This is a genomic window from Glaciecola sp. G7-5, assembly GCF_055808975.1.
The window spans coordinates 3893231-3913606 of sequence record NZ_CM147892.1; the positions used below are offsets into that span (position 1 = coordinate 3893231).

Here is a 20376-nt window from a genome sequence, read left to right on the forward strand (position 1 = left end):
AAATACATCAACGATACTTGTTAGGTCTGCAGATCACAACCACGGAAGTTCTTCGAGGCAAAACAAGGCTAATCGCGCATCTTTGTCACATAAGGTAAAAGGTGCACTAAATTTTTTAATGGACCACAGTTAAATGGACCAAATAAAATGATACACGAAGCACAATTTTCGCCAACGCCAATACGAGCTCAAATGACGAAACCGGTAATTAAGTTAATGCTTGATTGCACAACCGTAATCCAATTAGGCGACAAACCTATTTTTGGTGTCGATATAACAATTAATGAAACTCTACGTTCTCTAGCGGGCAAAATAATCTTGCCAGGTGTTATCCTTGGGTGGGTTAACTACTTAGATATAAGCAAATTCGCGTGCATTACACCTGATAATCGTTACCTTGAAGCTAACAACTACTTATATACGGCACATAATCAAATAGTGGTCTCAAAAGCGATTAAAATTCACGAAATTGATGAAAATATGGCAAAAAGTAAGTACATACTGAGTTTCTCAGAAGTTGCCTAATCGCTGCTTTTAGCCTCATTTTCGTCAAAAGTTTCACTTAATTTAGACTCTATGCCGCTTACTCTATTTGCAGCATTTAATACCGTTTTCGTAAAGCGTTCTATGCTTGTAAAAATGTTAACTCGTGTTTCAGCGCGCGTCACGCCCGTATATAAAAGTTGTCTATTCAAAAAATCGCTATCCAAATGAGGAAGAAGGATATCTACGCTTTCAAACTCTGAGCCTTGTGTTTTATGGATAGTCATTGCGTAGTTCGTGCTAAAGGCGGGAAGATTATAAACTGGAAAAGCTTTGAGTTTATTTTCTACGCTAAAGTAGGCAACAACTTGTTTGTCTTTACCTTCCCAAATAATCCCAACATCTCCATTGAACAACGATAACTGATAATCGTTATGCAAAACCATAATAGGTTTACATTTATAAAGTCCATTGGGGTTAACCCACGCATAGTGGTTTTGTAATTGTGCTTCTATTTGATGATTTAGCGCATCACTGCCAAAAATAGACTGGCGAAAAGGCGTCAGTAAGGCATATTTGCTCAAGGCATCAAATGCGTCCTCGGGTGTTACTGCAGTTAATAAGCCTGTTAAATTAGGAATTACATGTTGTTCAACCACATCCTTTAACACTGACGTTAAGACTCCAAGAGTGTGGGGTTGTGAGGAGAATAAAGGAAGAATATTAACATCACTATATGCTTCAGCATGTTTCACAGTAGTGTTATCAAGCGTCTTGGTCATGTCATCAGGAAGACAAGCATACGATAAGGCTTCATCTACCTTGCCATTAAGGATTGCGTTAGCAAAGGCATCTATTTGCACACTATTGCGCCGACTTCCCAATAGTCGATTTACCGCACCTTTAGCGTAAGGTGATTCGTTCACAAGTGTGTCTAAAGCAAACTCTGTACAAGAAGATAATACTGGAAAAGCTTTGCAAAGTGAGTGCCAATGAGCATTACTAAATTGCCCAAAAGGATGCCTAACTAAGTCCGCAAGTAAACAACCGGTTTCTACAGAGGGCAATTGATTTGGATCGCCTACCAACACAACTTGTGCATCTGCTGATACTGATTCGATTAGCTTGTTCATCAGACTAATATCAATCATCGAGGTTTCATCAATAATTAACAGTTTTGCTTTCATTGGTCGTTGTGCTGAGTAGGCACTGATACCGGTTGTTGGATTCGTTTTTAGTAGCCGATTGATTGTTTTAGGTTGTAGTTTTCGCAATTGCTCGCATGTCGCATAGAGTTGCGGGATTTTTGCTAAGATATCAAGTTCTTTTGCCAAGGACCTAGCCATTCTGTTGGCCGCTTTGCCCGTTGGCGCAGCCATTTCAATAGCGCTAATATCCACCTCATTAACAATGCTTATCAAGATCACTAAACGACTAATGGTATAGGTTTTGCCCGTACCAGCTCCACCAGTAATAATAGAAAAGGGTAAGCTAAGTGCATTAAGTACGGCAATTTGCTGTAAATCTGCTTTTTCGTTAGCAAACACCGGCAAGGGAAATAACAAAGACATCGTATCATTTAGTACTTGCTGTTTGTTATCTCGCTTATTTTGCCATTTCAATACATGCTCACGGTCAAGGCTTGCGGCAATATAACGGCACAAGTTATTTTCGTAGTGCCAGTAGCGCTTGCTATATAATCGTCCTTTCTCTAGCACAATATAGGCATTTGTGGGCAATGCTTGAATTAATTGTAGGATGTTTTTTTGTAAAAGCGCTAATTCAGAAAAGAGATACGTCGTCCTAACAGAAGAAGTATCATCTATAGCCACTTGACTGTTTTCTACATCTTGCTCACTAGACCAGTATTCTGCACTAGCAAGGGTGTCTAGTGCCAAGCAAACACTCCCCTTGCGTTGAGCTTCTGACAAAGCTAGCAATATGTGAAAGACCTCTTCACTTGCTTGCTGACTTAGGGCAGCGAGCTTTTCATTTTCATCGTGTTGAGCTACATAGTGCTGATGGCTATAAATAATTTGGCGTGCAAAAAAGTAGTCAATTGCTTCGATGCCCGCTAAGGCTTTTTGACACTCAGCACTGCTTTTGTATGGGATACCCTCGACTAATGAAAAAATACTCATAGTTGCGTATCCTCAGCAGCGCTTTGTTCTTCAAGTAGAGAATCCGCAAACAACTGGTGTAAACGTAGTAAGAGAGTTTGATCAATCATCTCAAAAAATACCCCGTTCGCGTAAGGTAGTCCTTGTTCAGACCGTTGAACATCTCCTTGCATGCCTCTTAAGTATAAATAACATACGCCTCCAAAGTGTTTTTTGTAATCGTAATCAGCTAGGTTTGCTTGTAAATATCGATGCAGTGCAACACTGTAAATCAAATACTGAATATCGTAGTTGTGATGGACTATATCTTGAGCCAGAACGTCAGGATGATATTCATCAGCACGGTCGCCTAGATAATTAGATTTGTAGTCAGCAACGAAATACTGACCATCATACTCAAAAATCAAATCGATAAACCCATGCATAGCGCCTTCTATTAACTCCTGATTCAGCTTTAGTGGCGGCCAGCTTAAGGCACTAAACTTAGTCCTTAGTTGTTTGCGATAGTCACCGACTATGTTTGCCATTTGTGTAATATTGGTCGCTTTGATTGGAAAATAAAACTCAGCTTCTTTTAAGGTGCTTGATTTTGCTAAATCATGTAGGCGCAGAAAAGTGCTATCACTGCGCATTAAAATTGGGCTTGTAAGTATTTTTTCAAACCATAGACTCAATTGCGCTTCATCAATCTTATGCTGATTGATGGTGTGCGTATTGAGCTCACTTAAGGCCTCTGCAATATTAGCTCGACTAAAATCGATGTATTCCAAAATATCATGTAGCAGCGTTCCTGCGTCGGGGCCTTTCGGGAAGGTATAGCAATACTCATCACTTGTTTGAGTAGACAGGTCAAGGGCCATTGACTCAAGCCCAGCATCGATTTGTACTACACCTGCCGAAACACCTGCTCTTGCCCGATTTGTGGCTTCTTCAGCGTCTCTCTCAAAGTGCATACTAGCATCGCCGTTTTCTCCCATATTGTTAGAAAATTGTTGGACATAGACGCTATTTTCAAATTTGTTCGACAGCTTGCTAAACGATGTTACTTGCCAACGCCTGTTTACCGTCGTGTTAAACTGCAAGAATTCAGTGTCGGGTAAGTTCTCAATGGGAATTTCATTTTCAATAGCAAGTGGCACGTCAGCCATCGTTAAAAAGATGTGCTCAGCAATATCAGATAGGTTTTGCGCAATGTTATTTAGTGTAGTTCTGCCGGTGTCATCATTCTCTTCATTTGCATCCACTGGCGTATTTAATGCCCTTGTAAGTGCGCTAGAATTACAAGTAACCGCACTAAAGACACCTAAATAGCAGCGCAAAATAGGACGAGTCAATGAAACATAAAGTAAACGCATATCTTCTGCTTGGGACTCTGCAATGATCGACTCTTTTGCTTTAGCGCTCATGCCTAACTCAGCAATACTATTGTTATTGTCTGAATAGTAAACGGCCACATGCTTTGGTGTTCGCGTATTCACGTAATTCGCGAAGGGTAAAAATACAATAGGATATTCAAGTCCCTTTGACTTATGCTGCGTAATAATTTTGATTAATTTTTGGTCGCTCTCTAAACGCAGTTCATTGGCTTGAGTTTGATTTTTCCCCGTAATCTCTTTATGTAGATGATAAATGAGCTGTAGTGGTGATGTTTCAGTTATGGATGCTTCAGCGAGTAACTCAGCGATATGCATGTAGTTTGTAAGTTGTCGTTCGTAATCACTGCTATTTAGTGTTGATTTTTGAATCAGCGTTAAGAGTAAAGCATGCACTCCTTTTTGTTGCCATAAAAGCAGGTATTCGCCTAGGCTTTTATAGGTATATTCCCATGCAGGATGCTCATCATTTAACAATAGTTCTTTGGGATCTAGTTTTAGATCTGGACTCATCTCTACAAGCCCTGTACTAATTGCTCGTCGAACGTTATCCCTACTTGCTTGATGCACAGCTTGTAAAAGCCATAATATGTGTAAGGCTTGTTGCGATTGAAACAAAGGCGACCGTTCACCTAAAAAGACACTTGCTATACCATGCGTCGCAAGTACCTTTTTAACTTTCGCTACTTGCTTGTGCCCTCTTACCAAAATTGCGATATCTTCACTTTTCACCAGGCGCGTTTCGCCCTTTTGTTCAATGTACACATCAGCAAGTAGTCGCTTTATTTCATGCGCTATCCAATTGAGTATCTCATCAATTTGAATATCGCTGGCGGTATCGTATTTTTGCTTCCTTTTGGCGTTGGGTTTAACTTCCCTTGCCGCGTTTGCACAGATGAAAGAAAATGCCGCATTGCCCTGTAAGGGATTGTTGTCAATTAAATTAAGCGCACTTTCTAAGACTTTCTTAGGTGACTCAATAATGGGATAGTGGATATTAGTATCAAATAGAGGCTTTGCTTGCTCTTCTAAAGGTGCACCGTGGAAAATACGATTGTAGGCAGCAATCACCGCTTTACTTGAGCGATAATTAACATCCATACCAAATGGACTCTCTACCTTGTCTTTTGCTCTCATATAGGTATGAATGTCGCCCCCACGAAAAGAATATATAGCTTGTTTAGGGTCGCCAATCATTAATAGGAGGCGCGCTTTATCTTCTTTTGGGTACAAGTGTTCTAGTATTTCATATTGATGTTTATCGGTATCTTGAAACTCATCAACTAATGCTGCGGGATATTCTTGCTGTAGGCTTTCAATCAGTGCCTTGCCATCGTCGTTCATGGCATTGGCTACACCTTGAATTTGGTCGTCAAAACCAATAACGCTGTAGCTTTGTTTATGTTGTTCAACTTTTTCTTTTAAGGTCTTTACTATACTGTATACCAACTCATAAAAAGGGACGCTTTTAATACTCTCTTTTAGACTTGTTTTGGCTGGTGCCATTATCCCTACATCTTTAATCCCTAAAAGTAGCGCTTTTCCATCGAGCAAAAGCGAATGCTCCTCGCTCATACCGCTTTCTAGATAATTTTTGATTCTTGCATCACTAATCAATTTTTTAAAAGCATCATTTAAGAGTCTGTCATCGATTTTTTTACTGTCATCACGTGTGTAAGTACCAAGAGCAAGCCATCGTTCAATAAGCTCTTCGCCCTCTGCCAAGGGGATTAATTCTTCTTGTTGTACCCATTCGATCGCCGCATCAATTAAAGCTTCATTGGCTTTATGACCCGTTTTAGTGCCTTTGATAAGAATTGCTCGTTGTGCATCAAGCTCTAGCGCTAGCCTAGCCCTTGCCGCTTTATGCTTTTCCCAACACGCATTAAACTGAGCCACCGCCTCTTGCTTAAGCGAACTTACGCTATGGACTTTCAATGCACCTGCTTGGTCTATGGCATTTCGAAAATGCTTCATAAAGTTGACAGGATCGTGTAGCGATTCATTTTCTAATAGCAGATATTGATCTGGTGAGGTACGCAAACTCCTGATGATATCACTTAGATAAGCGAGTTTTATGCCGTCAAAATCACTTAGCAGTTCAGCATGTTGCGGCAAGGACATACTTAGACCAAAGCGCCCTATTATTCGTTGGCAAAAACCGTTAATCGTATAAATTGAGGCTAAATCAAGCTCTAATTGGGCGAGTTTGAGTAAATGAAGGGTTTCTTGCGCGCCAACCTTAGCTTGCAAAGACAAAGAGCAATCGCAAGGCGCCCTATCAAAATCATTAATTAATGTATCGATGAAAGACGCAATTCTTGCTTTGATTTCTTCGGTGGCTGCCTCTGTGAACGTCATCACCAAGATTTGTTGCACAGACAATTTCTTTTCAACCAGCAAGCGCACGTAAATCCGAGTAATATTGTGGGTTTTACCCGTCCCTGCGCTCGCCTCAATCATATGGCGCCCGCTTAAATCGATGCTTAGGGGATTGAGTATGTCATAGTCTTTCATATCCATTCCCCTCCATCGTTACGGTCTCGTTGTTGCTTAAGTCCCAAGCGCTTAAATCAATATCTTTTGTATTTTCGAAGTGCTGACGCATATCACCAAAACAATCAAAATATACTTGTAGGTTGTCAATCGTAAATGCGGGCATTTCACCCAGCAAAAACGCAAATTCATTGTTAGGGAAAAAGTTAGGTCCGCTCTCGGGTGGATGAGGGCAAGCCGCCCATTTAGCCATTAAAGACTTTGACTCAAAAGCCTCTTTCGCCGATGCAAACTCTAGTATTTCTTCTGCTAAAGACAAATCAATCAACATTGGCGCTTCAACAGCGCGTTGATAAACCTTGACCAAGGTCGCTAATGCTTTACGAGGATTCGCTTGTGGAGCTAACGTTAACCTGCACACGCCTATCGATTTGCCCGCTCCTCCTTCAACAAAATGCATACCTGCGCCAAAACGAGGTAGAGTATTTACTTCATCTTCTGCATTCTTTTTTAGATCGCTCGCTTGCATATCCTCATTTTCATAGGCCACAAAGCTATTCTCATTTAACACACTCTGGGATTGCAAAAACTCACTATATTCTTCATCTTCTTGTACATGAATAAGGAGTATCAGATAGTGCAACCACAGTTCAAGCAAGTGGCGTAATGATGGTGGGTTTGGGTTAAGTTTAATCTGGCGAATACCCTCATTCAAATCATAATAAAAATCATAGTCTATGTTGCAGTCATCAAGGTTTATTTTCCCTTTAGCTCGGCGTTTGTTTTCGTTGCTCGGTAAACTAGCCTGCAATGCTAGCGTATCAAAAAACGCCGCATTCAAGTCGTCTTTTATGCCAATTAAAAATGGTAAGTTCCCTGATAGCAACCATGTTTCTCGCGTTTTCAACCATGACGCTAATACCCTTTCTATTTTCTCTTTATTGGCACTATCAACAGCTAACACTCCCTTGCCTTCGCTGTGCGCCTGTAACATAGAAAGTATGTCAGCGCGCAAACTGTATTGATTCAATCCGTCAATGCTGTAGTTTGGTTCGTAATCTCTTACTTCAGGTGAATCAATATACAAATTGAGCTGGTTTTTTGCGTAAAAACGTAAACTTGCTTTCAAGCACTTGATAATGTCTTGGCTTGTAATAAAGGGACTTAGCTCTGCAGGTGGGAGGCTACTGCGTTTTTCAATTCTTCGCGGGGGCGCGCCGTTTTGCACAGCAGTCAAACAACCGTACCAAGCACAATCATAACTTCCTTTATAGCCTTGTTTGGGCACAAAGCTGGCACTACTAAATGGATGAAGGGCATGTTCAATAATAGGCAAAGAGGCTTTAGAAAAGTGTTGATGGCAATAATCAAGCAACATCTTTATGACTAATGAAGGCTCTCTAATATTATTATTTTTTATGTGCCTGTGCTGAAAACTGAGATGTAAATAATGCCTTGCCGATACCAATGACTCAAGAAACAAATAACGGTCATCTCCTCTTCGAGACCGATCACCACGGCGACTACTAGTAGCTTGCATTAAGTCGATTTCAACGGGGTTATCTTGGCGAGGGAAATCACTTTGATTTAAGCCTAATATAGCAATGACCTTAAATGGAATGCTACGCATCGGCAACATAGAACAAAAGGTAATGTTACCAGAGTAAAACTGTGATCTGACCTCGGGTATACTCAAAACACTTTTTAAAGCTTCTTTTATTATGGGAAGTTCGATGCAGTCGTGATACTTGGCAAGCATGACGTTTTGTTCAATAGTAGAGATAGCATCAATCAAAAGCTTATGCGCAAAGTTATCGGTCTCGTCTTTTTGTAAATAGCTTTCGCATACAAATAGCAGGTTTTCAGTCCATTTTTCAATCGTTTGTGGCGGCTTTAATAATTGGCTGACGTGCTGTAGTGCTTCTAACGCTTGCAAAAAACGACCAAAGATCAGGGTAACCTGCCCTTCAAGATAAGAAATGGGGGCAAAACCGTCAACTAATGCATCATTCAGCGTATTAATCATGCCAACCAATAGCCGAGAAAGCCCCCAATCCCAAGTGTGCATATCGTCATCTATATGCGTACCAATCTCTTGCGATAGATGCGCTGCATTTTTACCCCAATCAATACCTGCATCTTTTAACCAATTAGCACACATATCAATATCTGAAGGTGATAACGCGAATTTGTTGGCAAGTGCTGGCAAAGACAATAAATCAACAATATCGCCTGCATCAAAACGGGTCATCGGTAGCGACAGCAATTGTAAGAATGCCACAATGTATGCTTGTGATTCAATAGGTTGCCGATCACTTATACTCACCGGTAGATTCAACTTAGCATCACAACTTTGCGTAAATATAGAACGAATATAAGGGGAGTAGCTTTCAATACTCGGACACATAACTAATATATCTTTGGGTTGTAAGTCAGGTATTTGAGTGAACTTATCCAACAATATGTCTTTTAGCACTTGTAATTCACGCACTTCACTATGGCATGCATGGATAGCGATACTCGCATCAAACTCTATCGTTCTGTTGTTGCTAACGCCACTCAAAATATCTTGTTGTAATTGACCAAGCAAATGAAGGCTGCCATTGTTGTTTGCACCTTGTTCTTGGGCACTAATATCAAAGGCCGCTATTTCTTGATGGGTCATTTGAGCGAGTAAATTGTTTAAATCGCGACCTTGTGCGCCTAAGTTTCTAAGTAGAGGGTGCACTTGGTCTTCATCTAAAGACTGCGCCATGGCTTGTTTTCGTTGTAACTTTGCAATCGCCACATCAGATTGAGAGTCTCCCCAATAATTTACGCAAGGGTTTAACTGGAACATATGGACGTTTGTATATTGGCTAATTGCGTCAAAAAAAGTCAGATAAATTGGCGATAAACTGTTGATTGAAAAAATATAGATGTCGTTAGGCAAAATATGCTGACGTGAGGACAATGCCGCAATAGCCTTATTTTGAAGACTCACAGGATGCTCGTGCGTCCACTCAAGCAATTGATTCCAAAACCATAACTGCCATTTTTGGAAATGTTGATAACGGGGAGAATCAAAATGTTGACTTTGCTGTTGTTCCCATGCAAGCAGCCAATCGGGTCTAAACACAAGATACTGCTCGAATAAGTCAGCGAGTTCTCGTGCAAAGCTAAACATGCGCCGGTGTTTATCTATTGAAGTGTCAGCATGACGCCAATAAAGACGCAATTGAGCATAAAAGTCACATTGTTTGCACGCGTCGCTTTGCACTAATTCGTATATTTTCCATGTAAGCACATCACGTTTGTACGGGCTTTTTTGGGGTATATTCTCTGCGCCAACCAAGTCTCGACACAAATCCCATATATACCGTGTAGGCATTGGGCAATCAATATTCATTGATACCCCAAGGTGGTCACACAATTGCATATTTAACCAGTGCTGCATGCCCGGGTTTGGCACCAGTACCTTGGTAGGACTGAGGATGTTTTTAGGCCGTACTTTAACTACTTCGGCCAGCAGTATCGCTAAATCTTCTAAACGGTTTGAGGGATATAAATAAAGCAATTTCTACTCTCTTATGAACACACGTGGCGTCGAAAAAATTCCATTTTGAACAAAAATGAAGGGGCCTATAGCCCCCTCATTTAGTGGTTCATATACTAGCAAATTTACTAATCAATCCACACTACTTTATCGGTGTGTTGGTCGACAATAACCGATTTGAATTTCTCTTCAATAATGTGCCGTTTTACCTTAAGGGTTGGGGTTAACAAGTCATTTTCTATAGACCACTCTTCTTTAAATACGACAATCCGGTCTAGTCGTTGATGACTCTCCAACGTTGCATTGACTTCCCCTAAGGTGTCTTGAAGTGTTTGGGTTACCAAATCTTTCGAATGCTTGCGAGCCTCTTCCGACAAAACCAGCAAAGCAATTGGTTGTGGCAGGCTCGTGCCCGTCACGCATACTTGCTCAACAACGGAGTTTTCCATTATTTTCGCTTCAATGGGTGCGGGGGTAACGTATTTGCCTTTTTCTGTTTTAAATATGTCTTTAAGACGTCCGGTGATGTAGATAAACCCTTCGTTATCCATAACGCCCTTATCACCAGTGCGCAAATATTCATCATTTGTGAACACCCCAGAGGTTTTTTCTGGGTCCTTATAGTATCCAATCATATTACAAGGAGATTTAACCTGTATTTCACCATCATCTGCAATACGGATGCTCACGCCAGGATAAGCCGAACCTATGGCGCCAATCTTATCGGTTCTGAAAGGTACACTGCTGGTTCCATAGGCAGAGTTTTCGGTCATTCCCCAACCTTCAGATATGTCTATTCCTATTTTATGAAACCACTCTATGGTTGCCGGTGCTAATGGCGCCGAACCCGAGGCCCATAAACGCGCAGACCCCAAACCCATTTCATCGCGTATTTTATACGCAACTTTTTTGCCAACAAAAGGAATGTTCAGCAAGAAGTTCAGCTTCTTCTGTGGAATTTTGGCGAGAACACCCATTTGAAACTTCGTCCATAACCTCGGAACAGAAATAAACAAGGTCGGTTGGCACGCCTTCACATCACGAGTAAAGGTCTCAAGCGACTCTACAAAGTGCAATGTCATTCCCGAATAGAAGCTTGCTAACTCAATCAACACTCGCTCTGTAATATGTGCTAAAGGAAGATAACTCATCGCTCTGTCTTGATCACAAACACTTAAAGCATGCAGTGAATTTTGGGCGGCCCAGCAAATAGTTTGGTAAGTATGCACAACCCCTTTGGGTTGTCCCGTGCTGCCTGAGGTATAAATAATTGTCATGATATCGTTTAGATCAGGTATCGGACTTTTATCCAAGGGCGCTATATCTATAAACTCTGACCATTTTACCTTTGCTTCGATTGAGTCGTAGGGAAGTCCAACTGTCACTAGTTCCTCTGTCGTAGCTTCTTTCGCAGCGCTGTTGTCATCAAGCTTTCCAATAAACATCATAGGACACTCGGCATGCGCTAACACAAACTTAATAGTCTCAGTGCCTGCTGTGGAAAAAATAGGCACCGACACATGGCCTGCAAGCATGATGGCAATATCAGTGATAATCCACTCTGCTGTATTTTTACCCAAAATGGCAATACGCGTACCCTTTGGATAGCGATAGCTGTTGATGCGCGCGGCTAATTTACGCGCTAAGTTCATGGTTTCGCCCCATGTGAAGATACGCTCTTCTCCATTTACAGGTTGGATCATGAACTTTTCATCGGGTTTTTCGGCTTCTCGTTGATAGAGCATTGCCAATGGTGAAACAAGGTCTGTCGTTATTTCTACGGTGTTATCTAATGGCATACAAAGTCCCAATAATATTTTACATAATTTTTACATACGAATTATAATGCGTTATTGAGCAGATTTAACAACAGTTTTTTACAAAAGAAATCATTAACTTTAATCGATGAATGAATATTTAGCGATTTTGATCTTTTATATTGTCTAAATAACGAACGTTGTCTGAGCGAAATTCCGGTAAATTTTCATACCACTTTTTGTGTATTTGTTCAGCAATATGCTCATAAGGCAGTGGTCTGGTGAAATAATAGCCTTGAACATACTGACACTTTTGTTTTTGAAAATAACGCAATTGCTCGATAGTCTCTATGCCCTCTGCCACCGTATCTAGTTGTAATAAATTGGTCATCATTAACGTTGACTCCATGATAGATTCAGTACCTTTATTGTTAACAACATCTTGCACAAAAGAACGATCTATTTTCAGCACATCTAGCGGGAAGTCTTTAATGTACTTAAGTGATGAGTAACCTGTTCCAAAATCATCTAACGAAATTTTAAAGCCCAGCGAACGCATTTCGTGCATATAATCAATGGTTGTTTTGTCATTACTGACTAACAAGCCTTCGGTAATTTCGAATCGCAGACAACTGCTTGGTAGTTGATACTTTTGCAACCAGCCTAATATCGTTTCGAAATCAGGTCGTTTGGCAAATTGTTTTGCAGATAAATTGATTGCCACATAGCCCGTAAAACCACCTTTGTACCAGGTAGCCAAATCGATAATAGCAGTATTAATAGCGTGCATGGTCATGTCAACAATACAGCCGACCTGCTCAGCAATGGGGATAAACTGCTCTGGAGAAACATACGTACCGTTGTCGTACCAGCGCATCAACATTTCAAAGCCAGCGGTTTCGCCTGTTTCTATATCGACGATCGCTTGATAGTAATTCTCAAATTCTTTTTGAGATGCAGCCGCTTTTAACCTATTTTGCAATATTGTGTTGGATTGCAACTCAGTGTTCATCGATTCCGTAAAATGAATATATTTATTTTTGCCTTCTTGCTTTGCGCTGTACATTGCAATATCAGCATTTCTCAGCAGATGCTGGGCGTCGGTTGCATCGTTAGGATACATAGCAATCCCTATGCTTGCAGATACGCTAACGGCTTGCTTACTGATGGTAATAGGAAGCTCAATTATTTGCAGCAATTCTGAGACAATCACATTGACATCTTGTACATCTGAAATTTCTTCTAATACAACCACAAACTCATCTCCTCCGAGACGAGCAACACTGTCTTGCTCTCTGAATTTTTCACGCAAACGATTGGCAATTTCAGATAAAACCGCATCACCTGCAAGATGACCAAAACTATCATTGATTGGTTTAAAGCCGTCTAAATCAATAAATAAGGTTGCCAATTGGGTTTTGTGACGCCTGGCAAAATGAATGGATTGCTTAAGGCGTTCTAGCAGCAAAGTCCGGTTTATTAGGCCTGTAAGCACATCGTAGTTAGCGAGTTTTTGTAATTCTTTTTGCGCACTAATTTGATCTGTAATATCGGTGGCTATTATTAAATAGTAGTCAATAACCGAGGGATCATCTTTCATTGCTATGGCATTAAAATCGGTGAGCAAGGTGAGCTTTTTACCCTGTAAATCAATGCTGAATTCACTCTTCCAATGCTGTCCTGCTTGCATTTTAGCTAATTGCTTTAAGGTCCTATGATAGGCCTCTTGGTATTCAAAACTATTAGAATTTTGGTCTTTTTCAAAGCCAAACGCTTTTTGCAAGGCTGGATTGGTAGCAATCAACTCTCGGTTTTCGTTAAAAATTAAGACCCAATCCCGCGTGTGCTTAAATGCGTTGCCAAACAACTTAAGCTTTTCTTGCGAAACCAAAGAACTCGTCAAGTTGGTGTACGTTCCTTTCACATTAACATCGCCGCTTTCAGACTTCACGATGCTTCCCACATCGCGATAGAAGAAAGTCTTGCCATTACGCGCCTGCATCCTGTAGCTAATATCGAGGGCTTCTATCTTACCTTGCATAAAAGCAGACCATTGGCTTTCAAACTGCCCTTTGTCGCTCTTGTGAATAAGGGCAATGTAGTCATCTAGGGGCATAGTATCGGTGATGTTTCGCGTTTGCGCATTTTCGCGCAACAATTCCACTATGCGTTCGCCGCGCACTAAATTGCTATTTGCGTCCCACTCCCAAATATTCGCATTGGAAGCGACTAAAGCGTCTTTTAAGCGTTTGTTATATACCGACACTTGCTTATTTGCCGTTTTGATAATCTTTTGTGTACGACGCTGGCCGTAGTAAAAATAGCTAAACAAAAGGCAGAGTATTATTGCATAGCAAAAATAGGCAAAAGGAGATGCAAAAAGCGGATAGGCTACATTAATATTCAAAGAGGCTATGGCTAATGGAGATGTGGTATTTGCTCTAAAAATTTCAATTTTGTGTTCACCTGGCGATAACAAGGGCAAAGATATCTTATTACTTTCGGTACTAGGGTAATTTATTATTTCACCACCACTATTAATGCGATATTGATATCGCGTTCTTGCAAAAACATCAAAATTAAGCGACGAAAAATACAAGGTGATGCCCACATCTTCAGCATCTAAATTTATCGTCCGCCCGTTTAAACTGGCTAAAGGCAGCGCTAAGTCGCGAGTACTGAGAGTAACTTCAGTTATAGTAGTAGCCGCTTGAGTCAGTCTGTTGGCTCGTTTTATGTCTTGTGGATTAAATATCGTAAAACCTAAATTCCCACCGTACAGCATGCGACCATCCGACAATAAAAAGTTTGCACCTTCATTAAATTCTGAAGAAGCCAAACCATTGATAAAGCCCAATGACTGGGTTGTCATTGTTTGTGTATCAAGTACATGGATACCTGAGTTTGAAGAGAACCACAAATCGTCTTGCTCATCAAACATGATGCCGTAGATTAAGTTGGTGGGTAAAAATCTATTAAGGCTGAAACTCTCAATAACCTTAAAACTATCGCCGTCTAATTTATACATGCCGTGCCCAGGATAACTAACCCAGACCTCACCATTTTTAGCTCGCAACCAATTTCCAGGGAAGATAAAGTGTGAATTTACAGAATCTATCCCATGTATTTTTGTTAACGCTAAGGTCTCTACATCAATTGCCCACACACTCTTGGCTACCGATAATATTACGCTATTCGTTTTTTTATCCATTCCTAAGAACGTGTTTGCAGTTAAAAAGGAGACATCAAAAGGAGCTAAATCAATTGTCTTAACCGCTTGCGTTGACAAATCGATCACATATAAACCATCACTTGATATCAGCATAAGTTCGGATTGGTTTATAAATTGAATTCCATAAGAGAATTGGTTAAATAGTTGTAAAATCTCATCACTTAAATAAGCTAAATCAGCATACTTGTTGGCCTTTACATCAAACTTCCGAATACCCGCCCCGGTCCTTAACCACAAAAAGTCTCTGTCGACTGCGGTGATGCTATAAATATCAGATTCGGTGTACTGTGCGAAACCAAAATGTTGACGCAAGTATTGCGTAATTTCACCACTGTCTAGTAAGTATTTATTGAGTCCGTTTGCAGTAGCAACGTAGACGGTATTTGCATCATATTGATAGGTCGCATACACCTTATTATGTGATAACGAATGTTCAGCTTTTGTAAAAACTGAATTGTAAACATTGGTAAAAAGTAAACTAGTTGGTGACCAATACATTGCCCCGCTGCTATTGGTCCCCATCCAAATATTGTGGTGACGGTCACTGGCAATACTCTTTACATCCAAAGAAGATAGCACTTCTAAGTTTTTACGCGGCTGAAATAAATAGTCAAATTCAAAACTACTCAAATCTAAAGTGTAGACACCAATATCAGTTGCAACGTAGGCCTTATCTTCTGGCGTAGCAACGATATCCCAAATATTTCGGTTTTCGTTGATTATTTGAAGCTGAGGTATAGGCCAAGCATCATTAAACACTTTGTCAATCTCGCCTAGTGCATAATAGTAAAGGCCCTCAACAGTGCCTACAAGTAGGGTTTTAGCATCGAATGAATGCAAATATTTTACATTTTTCTTATCAGAATCGACGTTCAAACTCTCAAACAAGTCAATATTTGTGTTTGTAGATAATTGATGCGCAATAAGTCCACTTACCGACCCCACATACAAGATATCGTTGAACAAGTATATTGAACGAATTCCATTGCCTATGGCCTTATCATCGTCTGGAAGCTCATATACTAAGGTGTTTTCTTTGGTTTTGACATTGTGTTCGTATACGCCTTCGCTTAACGGCACAAGAAGATTACCATTTGGCAGCTCAATCATATCCTCAGCGTACTGAAACCACTGCTCATTATCAGCATAAGATTTAGCCAATACCGTAGTCACGGTCTGCGTATTTGTGTCTAAACTTACAATACCTAAATTTACTGTACTTAAATAAAGTAGACCACTACTATGTTCCAAAATATGAAAAACACTATTCGCGTTTAAGGCTGAGTTTTTGCCCAGCACGGGGAGTACTTTCACGCCATCAAATCGATTTAGACCTTCATCGGTTCCAATCCATACAAAGCCTTGTTTATCAACAACAATATCGTTAATGGTATCTTGGTTCAGACCGTTGTTTGTATCTAAATACGACAAACGAGGAGCGGTAACAGCTGGCTTTGCATCCTTGGCGTAAGCATGAGGTAAAAACGCAAAGCACGACAGCAAAATGCTAAGCCCAACTATAACTAGCGGCTTACTATATATTGCGCATATATTACTTATAAAATTCAAACACTTACCCCGAAAAACAAAACTACGTTAAGCGCTCTTTGCGGCTTATTTACAAAGCGCATTTAAGTTGTTAACACCTAGTGTATAGTTTGTCGGGACTTAAGTCATTGTACAATTAATGGCAGCATTGACAATTCCGCTGAGTTTTTTCCATTTTGCCTACGCCAGGATTAAAAGAGTTTGTGGGATCAAGTTGCTTGTAAAATTGTTTTAATGGGCCTTCAGCTTCGTAGAGGTGGCCAACATTGTGCTCAGCGGGATATTTTGCCCCCCTTGCATCTAGCAAGGTTAACATTTGTTTTTTCAGAACTATCGCATCTACCCCCTTTTTAAGCACATAATCTTGATGAAAAACATGACAGAAAAAGTGACCATAATATAATTTTTTATCGATCTGTTGTTCAATTTCAGCTGGCAGATGTTCAAACCAGTTTTGTTCATTGCGAGGTACGGCGATATCAAGAGAAAGAATGTCTCCCAGTTGGTTGGCATGCATAGTTTGATAGCGCACTGCTGCTCCTGCAGCTGCAAATCGATGCAAATAAGCTCTTTTAGCTTCATTTTCACTACATTCAAAGAAATTACCTGTATTTGATTTACTAAAGTAGTCGCTGAGGATTTGGCGTCCCTTAGCAATAGCAGCATCACTTAGCTTGAGCGTTAGGTGATGTTCGTACAACGCCCTGTATTTTAGCATTCTATCGGGCAAATGCTGCGAAAAAGCACGACTTGAAAACTGCATAATTTTGTCGGTAAGGTAATTTGGCAACCAAGAAACACGATTAAAAATACTATCTACCCTGCCCTTTAACGCAAACATTTTTGGTAGTCGTTGGGTTCCCAAATACAGTACGCTTAGGAAAGTGTCTTTACCGTACTTTTCAGCTACATCGAAAATATCACGATGCATGTATTCCCCAACGTCAGGTAGTTCGTCTAATTCGCTCAACAATTTACGACGAATTTCATAAAGCTCTCGGGTATCGTTTGTGCCTATGTAAAAGCTAGCTTCTGTTTGAGCGACTGGGTGACTATCGACTCTCACCGCAAAAACAGCCAACTTACCTGCGCAACCACTGCTTTCGTATAAACGCCTCGGATCTGCGTTAAAGCGGCTAGGAGTATCAGCATCAACATCTTTGATGCGCGCCTGATAAGATTCATCACTTGCTTGCCGTGAACCTTGTGTTAGTTTTTCCTTGCTAAAATTTCCGCTGCTTAAGTTGTTAACAATTTCATCTGGAGTATCCCCTAAATAAATTCCCAGATGATTAACAAGGTACAAACGGCCATGTTCATCAACTTTTGCAAACACAGATAACTCAGTATACGCAGGGCCTCGTTTTACTAAAGCTCCCCCTGAATTATTGGCAATTCCACCTACAATAGAGGCACCTAAACAAGAAGATCCAATCACAGAGTGAGGTGCTCTTTTAATTGCAGCAAGTGATTGCTCTAATTTATGTAAGGTAGCGCCTGGCATGCTAATGACTTGTTCACCTTCATTAACTAAATAAAGCGCGTCCAGAGCGAGTGTGTTGATCACCACCACTGGGCGGTCGTAATCATTACCACTTGGCGTTGACCCTTCGGTTAGTCCAGTATTCGCGGCCTGCATTACAATGATCAGATTATGTTCCACCGACACTTTAATGACTTCCCATAAATCAATCAGCGATTGTGGAAACAGCACCGCCAAAGCACTACCACCACCGGAACGCCAGCCTTTTCGATAGTGTGCGTTCTTTTTTGGATCAGCACTTATATTCACGCTTCCCAGTATAGTTTCAAAGCTTCTCAATAAGGCCGCTTCATCAAATGATGATGGGGCTTGAGACTGGCTTACGCCTGTTTCAAACTCAATATCAAACTCACTACAATGAACTACAGTCTTATCTGCGTTCTTTGACATATTTTTTATGTTTACATCGCTATTTTGTGAATGATGAGTATTAATTAAGCCTTCATTTGTTTCACTATCAATACCGGACGCATCGCTTTTAATTTCGTTCATTTGTATTCCTACCTAAAGTAAAATGTGGAAGCATAGTAATGTTTAGGACAACATATCGGTAAAACCAAATCCATAGAGTGCGAGCACCGCAATAATACCTGCAAAAACCACATAATAAATAGTTGGTAATATTGTTTTACGCAGAGTTGCTCCTTCTTGACCAAGCAATCCAACCGTTGCCGACGCCGCCACGACATTATGAATCGCTATCATATTACCTGCGGCCGCACCCACCGCCTGCGCTGCAATGGTAATGGAGGGCGCAATGTTCAAACTCATTGCCGCTTCATATTGGAATTGGCTGAACATCATATTTGATACCGTATTTGACCCGGCAATAAATGCACCCAGGGCGCCTATTGTTGCACTGACCATAGGAAAACCAGCGCCAAACACGCCTGCGAATAATGCTGCACCCGAGACTGGCATACTTGGTATATCAGACAAATTCACACCCGAATTAATAAAGATACGCACCATAGGTATTGTAAATATCAATACAAAGCCAGCTCCTAATATTGTCTTACTTGACTCCTGAAAAACAGCACTTAATGCTAGCGTCGACTTTTTCGTCTGCACCAGCGCTGCAATTAGGGCACAAACCATTAATATTCCACCAGGTAGATACAATGGCGAAAAACCTGCGCTTATACCCGCCTCACCTAAAATTGACGAGAAAGATAAAGTAAAGTCCGTTAATAGGGTTTTAAACTCAACAAAAACTCGCGAACAAACGAGCAATAATGCGACAAGTAAATATGGTACCCATGCAAGCAGTGGTGACATTTTCTCTGCGCTTAGTGAAGCTGCCCCATCGGTCTCTTGATTAAGGGATAACTGGCCTAACCAAGAGGCAGGCCATTCACTTGACGCAGGAAAATCCCAAGTTTTTTTAGGAATTAAAAAGCCGTGTTTTGCGGCGGTCACAACAACGGCCATGCTAACTAAGCCGCCCATTAATGACGGAAACTCTGGCCCTAAAAAGATACCGGTAAGTGCGTAAGGGATCGTGAATGAAAGCCCAGCAAACAAAGCAAAAGGAGCTATAGCAAAGCCTTCTTTCCAGCTTTTATTGCTACCAAAAAACCGAGTCAACATAATAACCATGAACAAAGGTAAAAATGTACCTATCAAACCATGCATTAAGGCAACCTGAGAAGTAATCAATTGCATAAACGCTTCCCAGCTGCTGCCGTTTGCAATTAATAGTTCGCTTATAGCTGGCGCATCAAGCCCTTTGTTAACACCTATCACAATTGGCGTACCCACGGCGCCAAAACTAACTGGCGTACTTTGAATCATCATCCCCATTAACACCGCTGCTAGCGCTGGAAAACCGATGGCTACCAGCAAAGGAGCGGCTATTGCAGCAGGTGTACCAAAACCAGATGCACCTTCAATGAAAGTACCAAAACACCAAGCAATAATGATTGCTTGTACACGGCGGTCTGGCGACACTTGTGTAAAACCACCACGAATAATTTTTATAGCACCGGTATGTTTTAAGGTATTTAATAAAAATATTGCCCCAAATACTATCCACAATACCGATACGGTAATTACCAATCCTTGCAAGCCTGATGCAAGTACGCGATTAACTGTCATATCCCAAGCAAATATCCCTAATCCTGCCGTCAACGCTAACACTATTGGCATTGCGCGTTTGGCAGACCATTGCAGCCCAAGCAACAATATGCCAGTTAAGACAATTGGAAATAAGGCAAGTAGCCCATAGCTCAGTTCATTCACAATCTTTTCCTCTTTTTCGATCACATTTTGTTGATTAATTGCCCTAAC

Annotated in this window: 8 protein-coding genes; 1 reads left to right on the forward strand and 7 read right to left on the reverse strand. The window is 40.8% G+C overall.

Going from position 1 to position 20376, the window contains the following annotated elements:
• The first annotated feature begins 192 nt into the window (after positions 1-192).
• Entirely contained in the window at positions 193-525 is a 333-nt protein-coding gene (locus AC0L6H_RS17170) for a hypothetical protein (protein ID WP_473390412.1), read from the forward strand.
• Here the strand turns inward: AC0L6H_RS17170 and recD are convergent.
• The 7 genes from recD to AC0L6H_RS17205 form a co-directional block, all read right to left on the reverse strand.
• Entirely contained in the window at positions 522-2624 is a 2103-nt protein-coding gene (gene recD / locus AC0L6H_RS17175; protein ID WP_473390414.1) for an exodeoxyribonuclease V subunit alpha, read from the reverse strand. The genes AC0L6H_RS17170 and recD overlap by 4 nt on opposite strands.
• On the reverse strand, positions 2621-6499 hold the full coding sequence (recB, locus tag AC0L6H_RS17180; RefSeq protein ID WP_473390415.1) for an exodeoxyribonuclease V subunit beta: 3879 nt from the start codon (positions 6497-6499) through the stop codon (positions 2621-2623). Before recB ends, recD begins: the two co-directional genes overlap by 4 nt.
• Complete coding sequence (recC, locus tag AC0L6H_RS17185) at positions 6480-10028, reverse strand: exodeoxyribonuclease V subunit gamma (protein WP_473390416.1); 3549 nt, start codon at positions 10026-10028, stop codon at positions 6480-6482. Before recC ends, recB begins: the two co-directional genes overlap by 20 nt.
• 107 nt (positions 10029-10135) lie before the next feature.
• The gene (locus tag AC0L6H_RS17190) at positions 10136-11806 is read right to left on the reverse strand and encodes an AMP-binding protein (RefSeq protein WP_473390418.1); all 1671 of its coding nucleotides are present in this window, start codon (positions 11804-11806) and stop codon (positions 10136-10138) included.
• Positions 11807-11924: 118 nt separating this feature from the next.
• Positions 11925-16499 (reverse strand): EAL domain-containing protein, encoded by a 4575-nt coding sequence (locus AC0L6H_RS17195; RefSeq protein ID WP_473390419.1) that lies wholly within the window; start codon positions 16497-16499, stop codon positions 11925-11927.
• Between the two features lie 181 nt (positions 16500-16680).
• Positions 16681-18579 (reverse strand): D-lactate dehydrogenase, encoded by a 1899-nt coding sequence (dld, locus tag AC0L6H_RS17200; RefSeq protein WP_473390420.1) that lies wholly within the window; start codon positions 18577-18579, stop codon positions 16681-16683.
• A 42-nt stretch (positions 18580-18621) separates the two neighbouring features.
• Complete coding sequence (locus AC0L6H_RS17205) at positions 18622-20328, reverse strand: L-lactate permease (RefSeq protein WP_473390422.1); 1707 nt, start codon at positions 20326-20328, stop codon at positions 18622-18624.
• Between the last annotated feature and the right edge of the window lie 48 nt (positions 20329-20376).